Origin of the sequence: Vreelandella zhanjiangensis DSM 21076 (genome assembly GCF_000377665.1) — a bacterium.
GTDB classification, from domain to species: Bacteria; Pseudomonadota; Gammaproteobacteria; order Pseudomonadales; family Halomonadaceae; genus Vreelandella; species Vreelandella zhanjiangensis.
This window is the reverse complement of sequence record NZ_KB898647.1, coordinates 237,690-256,834: the sequence shown is the minus strand read 5'-3', so window position 1 is coordinate 256,834 and position 19,145 is coordinate 237,690. Positions and strand designations below refer to the sequence as shown.

The window sequence follows — 19,145 nt, the reverse complement described above, 5'->3', positions numbered from 1 at the left end:
TAATGGCGGGCGGTGGGTAGCGGAATTGAGCCACAAAGCCACCTAGCGTCTCAATGTTATACGACCTACTACGCACTGGTTCATTTCTTTGGAGGTATTCCCGTGACTTCTTCTCCATTAACTTTGTGGGAAGGCTTTTCTGGGGCCATCGTGCAATCTAATGGTGTGCTGTTTGAAGGCCTAGACCGTAAGCTGTCGCCGTTGCCTGACTCTGAGAATGCACCGGTACACAACCCCTCTCTTAACCTGGCGATGCGTTTTCAGATGGCGGGGGACTTTGAGATCAATATCACCGCTACGTTGTCCGCCGCCAACTCTACTTACTTCATGTTCCACGGGGTTATCCCGATGGTGCAGGATGAGTGGTACTACGCGCTGAGTACCTTCAAGGCCCAAATCGTCAATGGTGACTGGTGTTACTGGTCGCTGTCCCATCCTGACAATACCGAGGGGGGGAATGCTGCTGCCAGTGTGGGTACCAATGTGATTTATACCTTCAAGCGTGAGGGCACCGAGCTTGTGTTCCTGACCAACGGTATGGAAGTTACCCGCCAGTCGGACCTGGGTTTGTTTGACGATGGGGTGGTTTATCTAAGCCTGGATGAAGCGAACGTGGGTGCGACGTTTCTTGTCACCGAGATCACCACTACCGGTACCGTGGAAGAGACTCCTGTGCGTAGTGTGCCTAAGACAGCGGGCACCTTGCGTGACAAGGCCGGTAAGTTCCGCATGGGTACCGCGGTGGCCACCTACCCGATGGTGTTCGATGAGCAGTACCGCACGATTCTGGGCAATGAGTTTAACCAGATCACCCCTGAGAACTGCATGAAATTCCAGTTCATCCAGCCTGCCCGTGGGGTCTACGACTTCTATGAGTCGGATAAGCTGATCGACTACGCCGAACGTAATGGCATGGACGTGCATGGTCACACGGTGGCGTGGAACGAAGCGACCCCGCAATGGCTGTGGGATGGCTGGCTCGATGGAACCATCACCGCTACCGAAGTAGGTGAGATCCTCGATGAGCATATCGAGATGTTGTTCGGTCGCTATAAGGGCCGCATGGTCTCTTTCGATTTGATCAACGAGCCATTCCTGGACTGGACAGACCAGCTCCGTGATTCCGTCTGGTTCCAGGCATTAGGACGTGGCTACATTGAACGGGCATTACGTAAAGCTCATGAAGTGGATCCGGACGTATTGCTGTTCATTAACGAGTGGGGCTGTGAAGAAGCGGGTGACAAACAGGACTTCCTGTTCAATCTCGTGGTCGAGTTGCAAACCGCCGGCGTGCCCATTCATGGCATTGGCTTGCAGATGCACGAAGACGTGAATGCTGAGTACCAGGCCTCCTGGGATGCGGATAGTACGTCGGTCAGCAAGACGCACTTGACCTCAGCGATCGCTCGCTTCCATGCCATTGGCATTGAGGTACGGGTATCAGAGTTGGATATCAACCAGCACCAGATCTTTGCCACCACTCCGAAAGCGGTAGCGGCGTGGTACGCGACCTACCTGGAAGCGTGCATCGAAGCAGGGGCGCACTCATTTACCATGTGGGGCTTCACTGATCGCTGGTCATCGCTTAACGAGTGGTATAACTATTGCGGGCATGGTAACGGGCTGATTTACGATGCCCAGTATCGACCCAAGCTGTCCTACCAAGCGCTTTCCAATAAATTGGACGAGATGGCAAGTTCTCTTACCCGCCTCTGAAAGGAATGATCTTAAGAACATCGCCTGAATCGCTTCGGGTGAAATATCTAGAACACTGATATTCAGGTAGCTGAGCGTGAGAAGATCATCGACCAGCGTCGATTCCCCTCGGCGCCTCAAACTGTTTAAACGTTTGTCGCGGTAGATAGCGATACGCTCTGGCGTGAGGGCTGCTAAAGAATATTTCTCAAATGCTTTATAAGCGCATTCGCCTTATAGCGTTCGCTTTTTTGGCTGCTGGGCTTCTTGTAGGGGTTATATCGGCCTTGAGTTCACCGGAGCGACTAGAGCAGCGGAAGAAGAGGCAGAGAAACGCCGACTAGCTGATCCTTTTCTAAATCGAACGGTAGTGCCCACAACTGCAGGCTCTCGTCAAAGTCGAAAGGCTCAAGTGGGTAACTGAAATTCCGGTGCTTAGGATATATGAGTGCAAGCTTCCCTTTGCCATCCATATATTTCTGTCCGTAGGCATAAAGTTGGTAGAAATCGCCTTGATCCAGATTGTAGTTTTTCTTTCGATCACTTTGATTCAAGCGTTTCCACTTGGCATCTAAAATCCAGCGCTGACCTCCGCGCTCCAATAAGATGTCAGGCTTTAAACAAAAGATGTCTTCTTCATTGTGCTTGCATAGGGAAAAACTTGAGGCCTGAGACTTGATTTGGCACCCATCTCCAAGCCGATTGCGCAGCCAATTTTCAACATATTTTTCGAACAACTTTTCCATAGGAAATAGTAAGCTTATCCCCTGCCATTCTCCGGTCACTGCAAGTGGCATTTCCTGATTAAGAATCACCTCACACCAAGGCTTCACGGCTTGGTAGTAGCTCATCAAGCGATCACGGCGCCAAGCCTTTAGGTCGAGCTCAACCTGGATACTACGAGGTACATCTTGAAGCCGAGCGCGCAATTCTGTGGCCAAACGCCAGTTATTACTATCGCGCGTCGCTTTACTAACTCGTTCAAGTGCGAGCTTTAGTAGTCTGTTCTCTGGTCGATTTGGTGAGAAGATATCGTGTCGAATCTGGAAGTTATGTTGCCGGCCAGGCGGTTGGCGTATTTGTGCTGCTACATTGAGCTGGCCGCGAAGAAAACGCTGCTCCTCCTCAACACGTCGGTAATCAAAACGGAGGCCTCTCTTTACTAAGCGGTCGAGTTCCGAAAGGTACTGACTCATCACCCACTCGCTTAGTGGTGCTTCAAAGAGTTCAAGCCCGGTGACTGAAACTTGGCGCGGCTTCAAGTACAAAGCAGATTGAATCATCCGGCGCAGTAAGGCTCGGCTTTGTTGAACGCAATCCTCATGCTCAAAATGCTTAGGTAAAATCTCCAGGATGATTCCGCAAGGTGTTTCCAATACACCTACATAGCTATCCCAAATAAGACTACGGTGCCCCTCTATCTGCAGTAGTTGGGCACCACGGCGTGAGAAGTTCGAGCTTACATCACAGAGCCAGTCAAATGCAGAGGAAGGCACCTGAGCAAGGTCCAAAGATGACGTAACCGTCTCGGTCGTCAGCCGGGCGTACTCTCGAATAGTAATTAGCCGTTTATTCACGGCATCTCATCCAGAATATTCCTATAGCTCTCAATACTGGTGAATGCCACTTCATTTAATTGCCACCGCTGGTCGTTTAGCTGGCTAGCAACTTCGTTACCAAAAAGCTTATGCAGACTTTGTTCGCTCGGTGGGCGTTGAATGAAAGGGTGACTTCCTTTAGCAATAGCCGCTTGGTCGTTCAGAACCCAGCTGATGCGCTGCCAATCCTCGAAAAAATACTCCTGTAGCAGAGGTAAAATTTGATTTCGAAAAATACCTGCTAAGCGTGTCAGGCTTCTATCTTCGTGGAGTGACAGAAAGTATGAGTGCCCTAAGCAATGGTCTCGGTCTAGCAAAACCTCAATGCGTTGGTTCATTACTTGAAGCAGCTTGTGAATGCTCACGCCCTCTATATGTATATCGACCAGGAGATCGGGCCTAGGCGGCATTTCTTTGAACATGAATCGGCGTCTGAGAGCTATATCCATACCTGCCAGAGAGCGATCAGCCGTGTTCATGGTGCCTATAATGTAAACGTTTGAGGGAACGGTGAAGGCCTTCTTGGAGTAGGGCAACGTGACCGAAAGAGCCTCTTCCCCACCAGCCCGTTTTGAGGGCTCGATTAGCGTGATCAGCTCACCAAAGATTCGCGAAATATTGCCACGATTGATCTCGTCGATGATTACCACACGGGCATCAACAGGGTGAGAAATATCTTCTGATACTGTTGATGGAGTTAATATCTTGGACGGCTGGAGCAGGTGCTCCACAAGTTGTGGTAAAACATTGTTATATCCATGAACAAGGTAAGGTTCTAATAATGATTCAGGAACCTTTTCGAAGACTTTCTTCGCCCGAATATCTTCGATATCGATTCTGCCTTCTCGGACGTACGCTGCCAGTGTGCGCAGCATATTCATGGCCAGCCCAATCTGCTTCCCGTTTGGCTTCTTTAGCTCCAGAATATCGCTACTTACACTGAGCACCGAATAATCTTTGCCGAAAACCTGGCCTATTTGAAACGATGTTGCCGAGCTTGGATCCTCAGTGGCCAGATGTTCTTCTTCACTCAGAAGTCTATGCAACTTTTCCCTGTCTAAAGCAGGGCTACGAAGCTCATAAAGTGTCATCTGGCTAAATTGACTATTCATCAACTCCGTATGAGGCAGAGACGGCTGATATTGGCGTAGCCAGCGGACTGAACGCAGCTGTGAGTAGCCATCCTCATAATCTGCATGGGCCTTAAACTCATAGTCGCCGGTTATCTCACCCACGGCTCGGAATTTAAAATTCCCATCTGTTACAACTACTAGATCCCCTTTCGCCACTCGGGTTGAAAAGGTCGTAACACTCGTAATACCGTAATCAACGCTGGGGTTTTCGGGCATGACACCAGCGGCAGCAAAGCGCTCCTGAACATCTTGTCGGCTTTTGCAGCCTGTAAAGTCAATACCGTCGCCATACCCCAGTAGCACATAATCGCCTGCAATACACTCATCATAAATTGAAGCATCTTCTCCCAAAGTGTTGCCAAGAGACATCTTCCATACCCTGCGCTTACCTAAATCCGTGGGCGCCTCCGCGCGCTGCGTTACTTTTGCAGCCGCAGCGATACAGAACGATTTGAAAACACCATCTACGACTTCATAGTTAAGCTGTTTACTATCTTTATCGACACTTGCACTTAAACCTTCCACAAAATCTTCATAGCTGAAGCTTTGATGGAAAGTTATGAATCTAATGCGATCCTGTTGAAGTAACTGATCAAAACGCTCCTTTAAGGCTGCTCTGTCATCGTTATGTTGGGCCAAATACTCAGGCGCGAGAATGGCTAATGATTTATTAACAGTGTTGTACGTTTTACCTGTTCCGGGAGGACCGAAAAGGATCTGGTTAAGAGGTTGTTTGGACAAAACTAAAGAGCCACTACCAGATGAGCTAGAAGACGAATGCTTGCTTGATAGCTCGAGGTAAGCAGCAAGCAAGTCGTAAAGAGCTTCTTCATCAGATACTGATATTTTTATTGCAGCATTTCCCTGCGCTAATTGTGGAGCATTAGCTTGTAGGTTGCTGTTGCGGCTATCTTCCGGAGCATATTCCTTTGCTTTGGATTGAAAGTGATTAGCAATTTCTAACCAGTTACCTGGCTGAAGATAAAGCGCAGGTGTTTTTGCCGAAAGGTCCAAAGCCAGTTGACGGTCATCGTCCAGCTTAAAACCAGCAATTTTGTCCGTCGATTCTTTATAGGGAACCAGGTCCTCATGCTCCTGCAGGATTTGTAGCGCTCTTTGCCCTGACCACTGCTCTGCAAGGAGCTTCGAGGCCTTCTCCCAAACCTGCCGACCGTATTCAAAAATGTCACTATCATTCCGATCGGCTAGCAAGCTTTTATGCATGCTCGCAGGAGAGGCTGTTTTCACGGCCCCGCTGACAATGCGCAATGACTCTTCTCGATACAAAGGCAAAACGCAGGGGTTGTTACGATCTTGATAGAGAAATGCGATTTTCCATTTTGTAGCTACACCAAGATTAGCTTGGTCGATTGCGTTTAAATCACCGGAACGAGCCGCTCTAGCTATTTCAGCGACAGTTGTGCGTACCGCTTCAAACGCTACATCCGGGGTTGCACCGTACTTCGTTCCCCAGCCGTAAATATCGTTATAAGTTGCACGAGCGTTGTTTGTGCGCGGAGACTTGTTTCGTCGTGAATAAATTCCAAACTTAAAAGCAGAGCCTCCCCAAATTGAGCCCAATGCTTCAGTTTCACTCTCTATCCAATAAGTGAAGGTACTGGTATCGCCTGCGAAGGTGTACTCCTCAAGGCTCATTTTATCGAGGTGCTCTAATGGCCACTGCTCCAGGAAACGATCCCATATTTGATAAGCTTCGGCTGGGGTGATTCGACTCATATCATTGTCTCGTTTGTTCTTTAAAGTAGTAAATTACTAGAGCTAGCAGATTCAGGACTCGTGCAGAGCGTCTCATGTTTTACCTTGATTTCCGTGGATACCACGCTTGAATGACGCCATATTTCTTTGCCGGCACCTACGCGTTCAAACCCAAGTTTATGTGGTAACCACCTTGGTAACTTCGGCGCTGGCTCCCTACCATAATCCTTAATTCCGCGCATACTTTCGTGCGTACTAAGCCGCTGCGTACATCAATTCCGTTTTTCATAAGCACACTGGCAAGATATGCAGTCACTCCCCACCTTTCTTCAAAACCAATCGTCCAATGGTTTTATCCATCCGATGCTTAGTAATGCTGCCATCGACAATTCTGGTAACCACTTGCCGTATGGTATCAAGCTCGACATCAAACCATTCTCTTGGCCTGATTCCAAACCTTCGTATAAACCTAAGGACTCTGTTTGCCTTCTTTGCCAGGCTCACCGAAAAACACCAAGTTGCAGCAGTCGAGTGGGCGCACGGTATTGGGGCTGATTAGCTCCCCTCGGCGTCCCAAACTGTTTAAACGCTTGTCGCGGTAGATAGCGATACGCTCTGGCGTGAGGACTGCTAAAGAATATTTTCCCAAATGTTTTATAAGCGTATTCGCCGCATGGCGTTCGCTTTTCTGGCTGCAGGGCTTCTTGGTAGGGATTATATCGGCCAAGTAGCGCTTTAGCGCTGCTTCAAGCGTCATTCGTTTGGAGCACTAAGCTGAATATAAAACCGCCTACCCTTTCATCTTCAGTGCGGCGTATTCAGTATTAGGCATCACGTTTGGTACAAAAGGTTTTAGCAGTAGTGAAACTGCCGATCTTAGAATAACGGTCTATCAGCTTTCAGAAGAGACATTGAGGAAACTAACGAAAAATTTGGAAGATCGGCAATGTACCGAAATTGCCTTGGCACTAAGGGGGACAACGTTACGGGCACCAATGACAAGCATCAAGACAAAATAAAGAGCAAATGTGGTAATCACGACTGCGTTATTGTTATCCAGCATGGAACTGTCTCCTTTTAAACACCAAGCAGGTCTGACAGCACGCGATAGCGCTACGGTTTATTATTAATAAGGGGCCGTTTATTCAATCAGGGGCTTTATTAACCCCATCGTCGTTTAGTCGGCTTATCTGAAGGACCCCACACTGCTTGGCGTTTATTTTTGAAGATTCATACCCTCTCCTTTTTTATAATGTGTTGAATGCGTTACATGGCTGGGCGTTTGCTAAAGCATTTATTGTTACGCGTCATTCGGTCAGGACTTGGCGGCACCGTAGGCGGCCTCAATCCCCTGCTGTACCGCCTCCCGAAAACCATGCTGCAGCATGGCATTCAAGCCTTTGGTGGTAGTTCCGTTGTAATCCAGAAAGCGGGCAACCATCTCCGTGGGCGACGCGTTTTCTTCCAACATCAGTTGGCTAGCGCCTGACAACGTGTGCAGTACGCCGCGCTGGGCTACCTCCGGAGAAATTCCTTGCTTGATGGCATGATGGATGAGCGCATCAGCTAACAGCGCAGGAAACGCAGGGCCACTGCCCGTTAGCGCAGTCAGATAATCGATTTGCGATTCGTTTTCTACTTCATCGCTTACGCCACAGGCAGAAAACAGACGCTGAACGAAGTCTCGATCAGCCGCACTCAAGCTTGGCGTTGCGCACCACGGGGTATAGGAGCGCCCTACCGCTGCTGCTGCGTTGGGCATGGCACGCACGATTCGATCACTGCCTGTTATTGAAGCAAGCGCTACCATTGGCACTTTGGCCATTAGCGAAATCACCAGCTGGTTTTCAAGCGAAAGCGTAAGCTGGGAAAACTGCTCAGGCCGAACAGACACCACAATGATCTCAGCAATTTCAGTCAGTGCATCAGCGCTCTCAACACAGGTTACGCCTGGCCAATCCTGATAGCGGTTATGCTGCCGACTGGCCGTTACCACCAGCTGGCTTGGCGCGATAAGCCCACTAGCCAATACGCAACGACCCAGCGCACTCCCCAGCCAGCCATTACCCCCGATAATGCCGAGCGTTAATGTCGGTTTCATCTGTCATCTCCTGTTGAGCCGCCATCTCTTCGGGCGTAAACCGCGCTCTATGCCGCGCAGCAAACCGCTCAAGATCGGCATGGGTGCACATCTGCCCAGTAAAAATATTGATGTACTGAGCTACTCGAGCGATCCGCGTATCCTGCGTCTCCTGGGTATGCATCGAGATGTAGCCGATCTGAATCAAATACACCGTACGCCCACGGGTATCGGCTTCCAGTGTGTCGTAGCCATAGCGAATAAACATATCTTGGAGCGCTTGTAGCCGCAGGCTATCGGCTTGGCTGACACGCGTAGCAACCGCTTGATCCTGCAGGCTCCAACTTCTAATGGCGTACTCGAACTCAGAATCAAATACCGCCGGGTCAAACCAACAATCAAAGATATTGAGCGTGGCTTCCACGATGGAAGATGCATATTTTTCTGATTGCTTAATTAGGGCCTGAGTATTTTGTCGCTCCCACCGCTCCAGCAAGGCAGCAAGCACCTCTTCACGATCTTTAAATAGCCAGTAAAAACTGGTGCGCGATGTTTTTAATTTCTTAGCTAACGGTACGATCTTGACTGCACTGACTCCCGAGGTAATCAGCAGCTCGTAAGCAGCATCAATCCAAGCAGTTTGGTTAATCGAGGCGTGTCCGTTTTTCACGTATTTCTCTCTTTGCCATGGCGATGCAATCGATCATACAGCAAGCTTGTCATATTTATGTACAACACTGTCAACTAGGTTGACAAATATGTACAGTGAAGGCTAGCTTGTGTCAACCATCAAAACAACAAGGGAAGACGACCGTGAAAAACGACCCTTTGCTCCAGCCGTTACAACTCAAACATTTAACTCTGAAAAACCGGGTAATGCTGACCTCTCACGAACCGGCTTACCCCGAAGATGGCATGCCTAAAGAGCTATACCGGGCTTATCATGTTGAACGTGCCAAGGCAGGTATTGCCCTGACCATGACTGCCGGATCGGCAGCGGTTTCCCGAGACAGCCCGCCGGTGTTTAACAACATTCTGGCTTATAAAGATGAAGTGGTGCCGTGGATGCGCGACCTCACCGAGGCGTGCCACGAACACGGTACGGCGGTAATGATTCAGCTAACACACTTGGGCCGCCGCACCCGGTGGGACAAAGGCGATTGGCTGCCTGCGGTATCAGCCTCCAATCATAGGGAAGCGTCTCACCGTGCCTATCCGAAAAAAGCCGAGCTTTGGGATATTGAGCGATTAATCAAGGATTACACCGACGCCGCCGAGCGTATGTACGCAGCAGGCTTGGACGGCATGGAGATTCAGGCGTACGGCCACTTAATGGATCAGTTCTGGTCGCCGTTGACCAACGAGCTTGATGCGCCGTATGGCGGCAGCCTGGATAACCGACTACGGTTCACCTTTGCAGTGCTCCAAAGCATCCGTGAGCGTGTCGGTGAGAAGTTCTTACTTGGCGTGCGCTATACCGGTGACGAGTGCTTACCCGGCGGCTTCGATGCCCGGGATGGCATGGTCATTTCGCACCGATTGAAAGACAGCGGCTTGGTGGACTTCCTTAATATCGTTAAAGGGCATATCGATACCGACCCAGGTCTAACGGACGTAATTCCTATCCAAGGCATGCCCAGCGCGCCACATCTGGATTTTGCAGGTGATATTAAGCGCGAAGTCGACTTCCCCACTTTCCATGGGGCCAAAGTTCAGGATGTTGCGACGGCTCGCCATGCGATTGCATCCGGTAAGGTCGATATGATCGGCATGACCCGTGCCCATATGGCCGACCCGCACCTGATGAAGAAAGTCATCGAAGGCCGGGAAGAAGAGATCCGCCCCTGCGTGGGCGCCAACTATTGCCTGGACCGCATTTATCAGGGCGGCGCTGCATACTGTATTCACAACGCCGCAACTGGGCGCGAAACCACCATGCCCCACACCATCTCCCCTGCCAATACCAAACGTAAGGTGGTGATCGTTGGCACAGGCCCCGGCGGACTAGAAGCCGCCCGCGTGGCTGCCGAACGCGGTCATGAAGTCGTCGTATTCGAAGCGGCAGATGCCCCCGGAGGGCAAATTCGTTTAACGGCACAGAGCGAGCGCCGTCGAGAAATGATGGGCATCATCGATTGGCGCTTTGAGCGCTGTCAGACCATGGGTGTCACGTTTCACTTCAATGTCTTTGCCGAACAGGATGAAGTGCTCGCCGAATCACCGGACGTGGTCATTGTGGCAACGGGCGGGCAGCCTAATGAAGAGGCACTTCAAGAGGGCAACGAGCTGGCCGTCACAGGCTGGGATCTGCTCTCAGGTCATGTGACGCCAGGCAACAACGTGCTGGTGTATGACGATGCAGGCGACCATACCGCTCTGCAAGCGGCTGAGATTATTGCCAAAGCAGGCGGCAAGGTCGAATACATGACAGCCGACCGCGCCTTGGCGCCGGAAGTCATGGCCATGAACCTGGTGCCTTACATGCGTACGCTACAAATGCTGGATACCACGTTCACCCCCACCTTCCGTCTAACTGGCATCAAACGTGACGGCAGTGAGCTAGTTGCCTCGGTCAGCAGCGATTACACAAACGTTGCTAAAGAGCGGCGCGTAGACCAAGTCGTCGTCAATTTCGGCACCTTGCCCATGGCCGATCTATATGAAGAGCTGAAGCCGCTGTCGAGCAACCAAGGGGCCGTCAACTATGACAACCTCATTGTGGGCACGCCACAGCCTATCGCTACCGAAGGCAAGTTCCAGCTGTTCAGAATTGGGGATGCCATTTCGCACCGCAATACCCACGCCGCAATTTATGATGCGCTGCGCATCATCAAAGATCTGTAAGGGCCTGGCGCGAGAGTTAGCCGCCGTTGGCAGCTAACTAATTTGGAAGGCGTAGCAGCCAGTCGCATAACGCTGTAGCTTCGCTAAAATACTTAGAAGATGGGGTATGACAAAGCTGACCGTGCCCCCAATGCTCACGCGCCAGATTCAGACCATTGCCACTGACGATGAATTGAAGGAACTGCAACGTATCCTTATTGCTCAACCCGATAAAGGTGACCTTATTCAGAGCACTGGCGGGCTGCGAAAGATCCGTATAGCGTTGGGCAACCAAGGAAAAGGCGGTGGAGCTAAAGTTATTTACTTCTTAGCAACGGTAGAAAGAGTCTACTTGATACAGGCCCACCCCAAGAGCGTGAAGGACAGCTTAACGCTCGCTGAAAAGGCCGCACTGAAAACACTGACCCACCAATTAAAAGAGGAGGTTTCCAAATGAGCATTTTTGACGAACTCCAAACATCGCTGCAGGAAGCCATTGAAATTAAACAAGGCAAAGCGCAAGCGAGCCGCATCACACGCCATGAAGTAGCCGATATTAGAGCCATTCGAGCCGAGCTGCACGTCTCTCAAGCATAGTTTGCAGAGACTATTGGGACCAGTGTGGACACCATTAAAAGCTGGGCAACCAAGCGCCGTAACCCTACTGGGTTGGCAGCGAAGGTACTAGCGACGATTCAGGGCAGCCCCGCTTTTTTCAATGAACAGGCTTCGCATTAGCATATTAAAAAAATCTAATAAGTGGTAGATATCATACATATCCGGAGGCGCTGCTTCAGCGTCAGCCATGCGCAAAAGAGATGCAAACAATAAATAGATAAAACAAGCGGCGGGGAGCCAAGGACCAAGGGACTCATAATCCCCTGCTTTGAAGAAGCAGATAACATAGAAATGGTGGGCCCAGTAGGACTTGAACCTACGACCAAGGGATTATGAGTCCCCTGCTCTAACCAACTGAGCTATAGGCCCGAAAAGCGTGCATATAATAGCGAATGTGGCGGGGCGAGGCTACCCCTACGCGCGTATCTTGGCGCACTAATGGCACTTTTTGCAGTATTGTGGGTCTTGAAGGAAGTCCTTTATGCGGAGACGCGCCTTGAAAGCTTTGATTGCTCTTTTCCCGCTGCTGCTAACGGTGCCTGTTCAGGCAGATTGGCAGCTCGATCCTGGTCAGTCGCGCGTTGAGGCGGCAATTACCCAGTTAAACGGGGCGACGCCCCAAACGCATCATCATCAGGTGCGCGATCTACAGGGGGATATTTCGCCGGATGGCACACTGCGCTTGCCGCTGAAACTCAGCCAGACCGACCTGCTTTCGCGTTTTAGTGACCTGCCGCCGTGGGTCGCTTTGCTTTCCAATACTACCCTGGTCACTCTGGTTGGACAGATGTCACCGGAGCGGCTAGATGCGCTGGATATTAATGAGTCGCTGGTCGAGACCATTAACTTTCGCGTACAGAGCGATATGGTGAATCAGGAGGAGTCGGTGCCCTTACGCTTTACTCGTGAAGGTTTGAATCAGGTGCGGGTGACTCACGCAGAACCGATGGCGCTGGATGGCAAGGCGTTAATGGCTAACAGTACGGTTCGCACACTTCTTACCATGCTGGGTTATCAGCAAATTGATGACCACGTTCCCATTACGCTGGACGCCCTGCTGATCAACCGCTAGTTTTCTGCGCGCCACTCCTTCAAGCAGGTTCGGTAGCCCGGCGCACGTTTGCGAGTAACGGGCTACCGGTATCAGGGTCAGACAGCAGCGTGCAATCCACCTGATATAGCTTGCGTACCAGCTGAGGGGTAACCACTGTGGCGGGTGCGCCCTGGTCGATAATCTTGCCATCGCACATGGCGATTAAATGATCGGCGTAACGACAGGCGCTGGCTAAATCGTGTAGTACCATCACTACGGTGCGCCCGTGCCCTGCCAGGTGGCGCACCAGCTCGAACACTTCAATCTGATGGCCCAGGTCCAGCGCCGAGGTAGGTTCATCCAGCAGCAAAAGCGGGGTTTGCTGGGCGATGGTCATGGCGATCCAGGCGCGCTGACGCTGGCCGCCAGAAAGCGCATCGATGGGCCGATCAGCCAAATTTTCAAGCCCCGCCGCGGTCAGCGCATGCTGTACAACGCGCTGGTCTTCCGCCGACCATTGGCGTAGCCAGCCCTGGTGCGGCTGGCGTCCAAAACGAATTAGTTCGGTGACCGTCAGCCCTTCGGGAGCAACGGCTTCCTGGGGCAGTAACGCCAGTTGCGTGGCAAGCTGGCGCGACGGCAGGCGCTGAATATCCTCACCGTTAAGCAATACGTTTCCGCCATCGGGTTTATGTAGGCGCGCGAGCCCTGCCAGCAGGGTCGATTTTCCACATCCGTTAGGCCCGACAATCGCCGTCACTTTAGCGCTGGGCAGCATCACGTCTAGGCCGTCGATAACCCGCCGCGTGCCATAGCCCATATCCAGCGCCTCGGTGGCAAGGGTCGGCGGGGTTCGAAAATTGTTCATGCGTGACTCCGTTGCGGGCGCATCAAAATCCATAAAAGCCAGGGGCCACCAATAATTGCGGTGACAATCCCTACCGGAAGCTCAATGGGCGCCAATAGCGTGCGCCCGGCCAGATCTGCCAGTACCATCACTAACGCGCCGGCAAGCGTAGCAGCGACCACCGGCACATGGCGCGGAGTAGACAGCGCCCGGGCAATTTCAGGGCCGATTAGCCCCACCATGCCCACAGGCCCGGCCACGGCTACAGCCAGTGCCGTGAGAACCACCGAGAGCAGCAATATTTGAATACGTCGTGCGCCGGTATTGATGCCTAACCCGCTGGCCGTGGCTTCTGAAAAGCGTAAAACCGTCAGCGAGCGGGCCAGCGCCAATGCCGCCACAAAACCCAGCGCCAAGCCAATACCCAGCAGTTGAACCGAGCCACCGGAACGGGCATTCAGTGAACCGACCGTCCAGGGATAAGCGGCGTTGGCGGTATCAATCGCTACCCGCGCCAGCAGCAGCTGAGTGATCGCGCCAAAAACGGCCCCCACGCCGATACCCGCGACAATAAAACGGTAGCCCTGGGTGCCACTGCCTGCCGCCAACCCAAAGGTCAGTACGGCGGCGGTAACCGCGCCGGTCAAGGCCATGGCAGAGGGCGCCAATGAAACACTCATCCCCACCACAGAGGCCACCGCAAACGCAGTGGCGCCGTTATCGATTCCAATAATGCCCGGTGTCGCCAGCCGGTTGCGGGCCAGGGTCTGCATAAGGATACCCGCCAGCGCGAATGCTCCGCCGGTGAGACACGCCGCTATAAGCCGCGGCAGGCGCAGCTCCTGCACCATGAACCCGGTCATCATATCGCCCTGCCCAGCCAATGCGCTGATCACCTCACGCGGACCGAGGGTCAGGCTGCCAAGGCAGAGATAGGTAATACCGGCCAAAACCAGCGCCAGTATTAGTACACTGTTGACCCAAACCGCGCGCCGCTCAATCAGGATACTGACACCACTGCCACTACGCTCCCCCAACCGCCAGTAACCGCTGGGTGGTTTTACCGGCACGTCATCATGCGCTGCTATTCCTATGGAAGAGTGTTTAGATACCAGCGCGGCAGCGCCCTGTTTTCGGAAGGCAGGTTTTAACCAGCGCAGCGTCATAGGCAAGCTCATAACATGGGTAACCGGCGGGCACGTACGGCGGCGATCAGCACAGGCGCTCCACACAAGGCGGTCAGCACGCCGAGCGGCAGCTCAGAAGGCGACACTACTACACGCGAAATGATGTCAGCCGCCAAAATAATCAAGGGACCAATCGGCAGGCAGAACCATAGGGTACGCCGGATATCCGGTCCGGCAAAGGCGCGGGCGATAAACGGCACGACCAGGCCCACAAAAATGATTGGCCCGGCAATCGCCGTTGCCGCGCCCACCAGCAGGGCAACACAAAGAACCACCATTGCACGGATAAGCTGGGGATGATGGCCAAGCCCTGAAGCCATGCGCTCACCCAGCGCCAGCGCCGAAAGAGGCCGGGCAATCAGGGCGATAAGCACGGTACAAAACGCCATGGAAGGTAAAACGGCCCACAGGTCTTCCAGGCGACGCCCGGCCAGGCTTCCAATGACCCAGAAGCGCACTTCATCGGCCGAGCGCTGATCGAACAGCAGTATCATGGATGTCATTGCACCCAGGAGTGCAGAAAAGGCAGCCCCGGCCAGTACAAGGCGTATGGGATCATTACCGACCCCGCGCCAGCGGGCGACGCCCAATACGCACAGGCATCCCACAAGCGCGCCTAACTGCGCGACGGAAATTCGCAGCGTAGCAGCACTGGCACCCAGCACCAACGCCAGCGCCACGGCAAAAGCGGCGCCTGCGCTTACTCCCAATAGGCCAGGTTCGGCAAGCGGGTTGCGCGCCACCGCCTGAAGCAGTGCTCCGGATACACCCAGTGCCATACCCACAGCAATGCCAATCAGAGTACGCGGCGCACGCAGCTCCCAGACCACGAAATACGCCTCACTGTCATCACTGCCCAGCAGCATCGAAAGCGCCTGAGAAGGCGAAACGGTGCCGGCGCCAACGAGTAGACTAACGACACTCACCGCCACAAGGGCGGTGAGTAGTAATGCGAGCAGCGTTCGTTGTTCAAGACGCCGCGTTATCAGCGCAACCTTCACGGCAATAAGGCTTCTTCGATATCGTCAAGAAGTGCCTGCGCGGCCAAGGGGCCCGATGCGCTGCTCCAGACCTGACCATTGACGGGCACCACGTGGTCCTGCTCCACCACGTTCAGGCGAGTAAAGGCGCTGCTTTGCTTGGCGGCGTCTAAAGCCTGCTGCCCTTCTTCGTTGAGCGTGGCAAGGAACAGCCAGTCACCATCAATTAGCGAAAGGTTTTCAAGGCTCAAAATATCGCTGTGTGCACTGTCCTCTTTAACCAGACCCTGGTCATCAACCGTTAATCCGGCAGAGGCAAGAACACCGGTCGAGAACAGTTCTGACGACATGACCATCGGGCCTGCCGGCATCCAGCGTACGATGTAAGCGGTGCCGCCAACCTTGGCTTCACTAAGGCGCTGATTAAGTTCAGCGGCGCGCTGCTCAACGGCTTCAAGCGCCTCATTAATCTCAGCGTCCTTACCCAGAGCCTGGCCGAAAATGCGTGATTCATCTTTCCAGCCCTCCTTGGAAAGACCTGTGCTGTTGGGCACAACAGTAGGAGCAATGCGGGAAAGTAGACGGTACTGCTCTTCAGGAAGCTGGGGAGCGGCAAGAATCAGGTCCGGCTGCAGGCGGAGGATAGCTTCAATGTTGGCTTCACGGGCAACGCCTACCATTTCCAACTGGCTGGTATCGATGTGCTCACCCATGTAAGTCGCCACTTCGTTGCCGCCACGCGTCGCAATTGCGCCAATCGGCGTGACACCCGCCGCGACTGATGCATCCAGTGCGCCTTCGTAGAGCGTCACGATACGCTCTGGCGTGTCGGGCACTGCCACTTCGCCGAACGCGGTATCAAGTTCCCGCGCTTGCGCATTGGCAGCCAAACTACTTAATAACACACCGGTCAGGCTAAGGCGCAGTACTGTACGCAGCATTGTGTACCCTTACTGTTAATTTATTTCTTTAATAGTAACGATTCTCAAAAGCAAATGCAGTACTATTTCATAGAATAGTTTGTTCCATTTATAGCAACACCAAACATTACTGAAAGCGTTGCTATTATTGCAACAAATTGTTCCTTGGTATTGACTCGCGTATGGGAACTTTTCTTCTTAGAATCCCCGCCTTATTTGATAATAAATATCATTAGCAAGTAAATTATAAACATGGGGGATCGCTATGCCACGCTTTACTCGTAATGCTTTAGCCAGCGCTGTTGCTCTTGGGTTTGCTGCCGGAGCGGCCAATGCCCAGGAAAATACTCAGCTTAATAATATGGTGGTTACCGCTGCTGGGTATGAGCAGTCGCTGAATAGCGCCCCTGCGAGTATCTCTGTGGTAACGCGAGAAGAATTAGAGCAAAAGCAGTTCTCCAATATCGCTGAGGCGATTGCCGATGTACCAGGTGTCGATGTGCGTTCCGGCACGGGTAAAACCGGCGGGTACAACATCTCCATCCGCGGCATGCCAAGTGCTTATACGCTGATTCTGATTGATGGCCGTCGCCAAAATACCTCCGGCGATGTTACGCCCAACGGTTTTGGTGAAACCTCAACAAGCTTTATGCCGCCGCTTTCAGCAATTGAGCGTATCGAAGTGATTCGCGGCCCAATGTCGACCTTGTACGGTTCGGATGCCATGGGCGGTGTTATCAACATCATCACCCGCCGCGTGGGTACCGACTGGGCAGGCTCCGTCACGGTAGAGAACACCTTTCAACAGGATCGCGATGCGGGCAACGACTCAGCGATCAATCTCTATGCCTCAGGTCCGCTAGTCGAAGACACTGTGGGCCTACAGCTCCGTGGCCGCGTATATGATCGCGACAGCTCTGAGCGCATGGTGGAAAACAGTGTAGGGCGCGACCCGCGTCCTTCTGAAGCACGCATCTACTCGATTGGCGGGCGCTTGAACATCACGCCGGATGATACCAATGAGTTGTGGCTGGATGCCGAACGCTCCCGCCAGGTTTACGACAATTCAGATTGCCGTCTGGGCAGCCTGGACGGTTTGAGACGTAATGACTGCTCAACTCCTCAACCAAGCGAGGTTTTCGGCTATGAAGATGAACTGCGCTTTAACCGCGACCAGATTGCCGTAGGCCACACCGGCCGATACGCCGCAGGCACCTTGGAGAGTAGCGTTACTCACAACTTTACCGAATCGCTTGGGCGCACTCTGCCTGCGGGTGACGCTCCCGACTACGGTTATGTCGCCCAAGGAGGCGAATCACGCCTTCTGGAAAATCGCGATATCGTGGTCGACAGCAAATTTGTTGCGCCGCTGAATGACCATATGGTCACCATCGGCGGCCAGTACATTGATGCCGAACTCAAGGATGGCACGGCAGGTAACGAAACATTTTCCCAGTCAAGTTGGGCAATGTTCCTTGAAGATGAGTGGTTTCTGCGTAACGACCTGGCACTAACGCTGGGTGGGCGTTACGAGCACCATGATGCTTTTGGGGGTCACTTTAGCCCACGTAGCTATCTGGTCTGGGAAACCACGGATAACTGGACACTGAAAAGCGGCGTTAGCCAAGGTTACAAAACGCCTACGCTCAACCAGCTTCACAATGGCATTAATGGCTTCACTAATCAGGGTCAGTCGATCAGCCTCGGCTCTCCCGACCTCAAGCCTGAAAAAAGCACCAACTATGAGCTGGGCGCCATTTACGACAACCTCGATGGCTTTTCTGTAGGTGCCACGGCCTTCTTCACTCAGTTCCGTGATCGCATCGCCGACGGTGACGAACTGCCTAACTGCCAATTCATCGATTCCAATGGTAATCAGCCGTTTGCCAATGTCGCTAACTGTCTGAGCGTGGGTAATTTTACCCAGCAGGACAGCTTCGGTCAGTCTATCAACGTTGATCGGGCGGAAACCCGCGGCATCGAACTGACCAGTAGCTACCAGTTTGCACCTGCCTGGAGCATCAGCGGTGGCTATACTTACACCGATACCGAAATCACATCTGGTGAGAATGAAGGCCAGGCGCTCACCAATGCGCCCAAGCACAAGCTGACGGCCGATCTTAACTGGGCAATCAACGATCGTTGGAGCACTGCTCTGGAAGGAGAGTACTACTCTTCACGCGAACGCTTTAGCAGTGGTGTATCTGGCTCATCGGCTGCCCTGGTCGATCAACTGGGCAATAACCTGGATGGCTACACACTGTTTAATCTGCGCAGCTCCTACCAGGTTTCTGACAACGTTCGTTTGGCCGGCACCATTTATAATCTCTTTGATAAGGATTTCTCCGCGTACGACACTTATCAATACGACGGTGATACTTACATTGCTTATGAATATACCCAGACAGGCCGTGCCACTGACGGCGTGGCACTTGATGGCCGCAGCCTGTGGGTTTCGGCAACCTATGACTTCTAACCGTCGATAGTTCACTAGAAATCGCTCTTCGAAAATCGC

At 52.6% G+C, this 19,145-nt stretch carries 13 protein-coding genes, 1 tRNA gene and 1 pseudogene; 6 read left to right on the top strand and 9 right to left on the bottom strand.

Annotated features, from left to right (window positions below; translation table 11 throughout):
• The first annotated feature begins 150 nt into the window (after nt 1-150).
• Entirely contained in the window at nt 151-1,716 is a 1,566-nt protein-coding gene (locus tag D467_RS0105395; protein ID WP_244147804.1) for an endo-1,4-beta-xylanase, read from the top strand.
• Between the two features lie 284 nt (nt 1,717-2,000).
• Here the strand turns inward: D467_RS0105395 and D467_RS0105390 are convergent, their stop codons facing one another.
• The 4 genes from D467_RS0105390 to D467_RS19055 all read right to left on the bottom strand — a co-directional run bounded on the left by D467_RS0105390 (nt 2,001) and on the right by D467_RS19055 (nt 8,892).
• Nucleotides 2,001-3,272 (bottom strand): McrC family protein, encoded by a 1,272-nt coding sequence (locus D467_RS0105390; RefSeq protein ID WP_018916491.1) that lies wholly within the window; start codon nt 3,270-3,272, stop codon nt 2,001-2,003.
• Nucleotides 3,269-6,163 (bottom strand): DUF8426 domain-containing protein, encoded by a 2,895-nt coding sequence (locus tag D467_RS20070; RefSeq protein WP_018916490.1) that lies wholly within the window; start codon nt 6,161-6,163, stop codon nt 3,269-3,271. Before D467_RS20070 ends, D467_RS0105390 begins: the two co-directional genes overlap by 4 nt.
• Before the next feature lie 1,294 nt (nt 6,164-7,457).
• Nucleotides 7,458-8,243, bottom strand: a complete 786-nt coding sequence (locus tag D467_RS0105370; RefSeq protein WP_018916487.1) for a pyrroline-5-carboxylate reductase family protein — start codon at nt 8,241-8,243, stop codon at nt 7,458-7,460.
• Complete coding sequence (locus D467_RS19055) at nt 8,206-8,892, bottom strand: TetR/AcrR family transcriptional regulator (protein WP_018916486.1); 687 nt, start codon at nt 8,890-8,892, stop codon at nt 8,206-8,208. The genes D467_RS0105370 and D467_RS19055 overlap by 38 nt, the downstream gene beginning before the upstream one ends.
• Nucleotides 8,893-9,035: 143 nt before the next feature.
• On the opposite strand from D467_RS19055, the gene D467_RS0105360 reads away from it, so the two are divergent.
• The 3 genes and pseudogenes from D467_RS0105360 (at nt 9,036) to nadS (ending at nt 11,783) form a co-directional block, all read left to right on the top strand.
• A complete protein-coding gene (locus D467_RS0105360) occupies nt 9,036-11,066 on the top strand; it encodes an NADH:flavin oxidoreductase (protein WP_018916485.1) in 2,031 nt (676 codons plus the stop codon).
• A 106-nt stretch (nt 11,067-11,172) separates the two neighbouring features.
• Entirely contained in the window at nt 11,173-11,502 is a 330-nt protein-coding gene (locus D467_RS0105355) for a type II toxin-antitoxin system RelE/ParE family toxin (protein WP_018916484.1), read from the top strand.
• A pseudogene (nadS, locus tag D467_RS20135) lies at nt 11,499-11,783 on the top strand (NadS family protein). Before D467_RS0105355 ends, nadS begins: the two are co-directional and overlap by 4 nt.
• A gap of 172 nt (nt 11,784-11,955) precedes the next feature.
• On the opposite strand, the gene D467_RS0105345 reads toward nadS, so the two are convergent.
• Nucleotides 11,956-12,032 (bottom strand) — tRNA-Ile (locus tag D467_RS0105345).
• Nucleotides 12,033-12,144: 112 nt separating this feature from the next.
• Between D467_RS0105345 and D467_RS0105340 the strand changes: the two genes are divergently transcribed.
• Nucleotides 12,145-12,735 carry a hypothetical protein gene (locus D467_RS0105340; RefSeq protein ID WP_018916481.1) on the top strand — a complete coding sequence of 197 codons (591 nt, stop codon included), beginning with the start codon at nt 12,145-12,147 and terminating at the stop codon, nt 12,733-12,735.
• A 19-nt stretch (nt 12,736-12,754) separates the two neighbouring features.
• Here the strand turns inward: D467_RS0105340 and D467_RS0105335 are convergent, their stop codons facing one another.
• Genes D467_RS0105335 through D467_RS0105320 form a run of 4 tightly spaced genes read right to left on the bottom strand, consistent with a single transcriptional unit; the run spans nt 12,755 to nt 16,651 of the window.
• On the bottom strand, nt 12,755-13,564 hold the full coding sequence (locus D467_RS0105335; RefSeq protein ID WP_018916480.1) for an ABC transporter ATP-binding protein: 810 nt from the start codon (nt 13,562-13,564) through the stop codon (nt 12,755-12,757).
• Nucleotides 13,561-14,709, bottom strand: a complete 1,149-nt coding sequence (locus tag D467_RS0105330; protein WP_018916479.1) for a FecCD family ABC transporter permease — start codon at nt 14,707-14,709, stop codon at nt 13,561-13,563. Before D467_RS0105330 ends, D467_RS0105335 begins: the two co-directional genes overlap by 4 nt.
• Nucleotides 14,710-14,717: 8 nt before the next feature.
• Entirely contained in the window at nt 14,718-15,731 is a 1,014-nt protein-coding gene (locus D467_RS0105325) for a FecCD family ABC transporter permease (RefSeq protein WP_018916478.1), read from the bottom strand.
• Entirely contained in the window at nt 15,728-16,651 is a 924-nt protein-coding gene (locus D467_RS0105320; RefSeq protein WP_018916477.1) for an ABC transporter substrate-binding protein, read from the bottom strand. Before D467_RS0105320 ends, D467_RS0105325 begins: the two co-directional genes overlap by 4 nt.
• A gap of 244 nt (nt 16,652-16,895) precedes the next feature.
• On the opposite strand from D467_RS0105320, the gene D467_RS0105315 reads away from it, so the two are divergent.
• Nucleotides 16,896-19,106, top strand: coding sequence for a TonB-dependent receptor domain-containing protein (locus D467_RS0105315; RefSeq protein ID WP_018916476.1), 2,211 nt, complete (start codon nt 16,896-16,898; stop codon nt 19,104-19,106).
• Nucleotides 19,107-19,145: the final 39 nt, after the last annotated feature.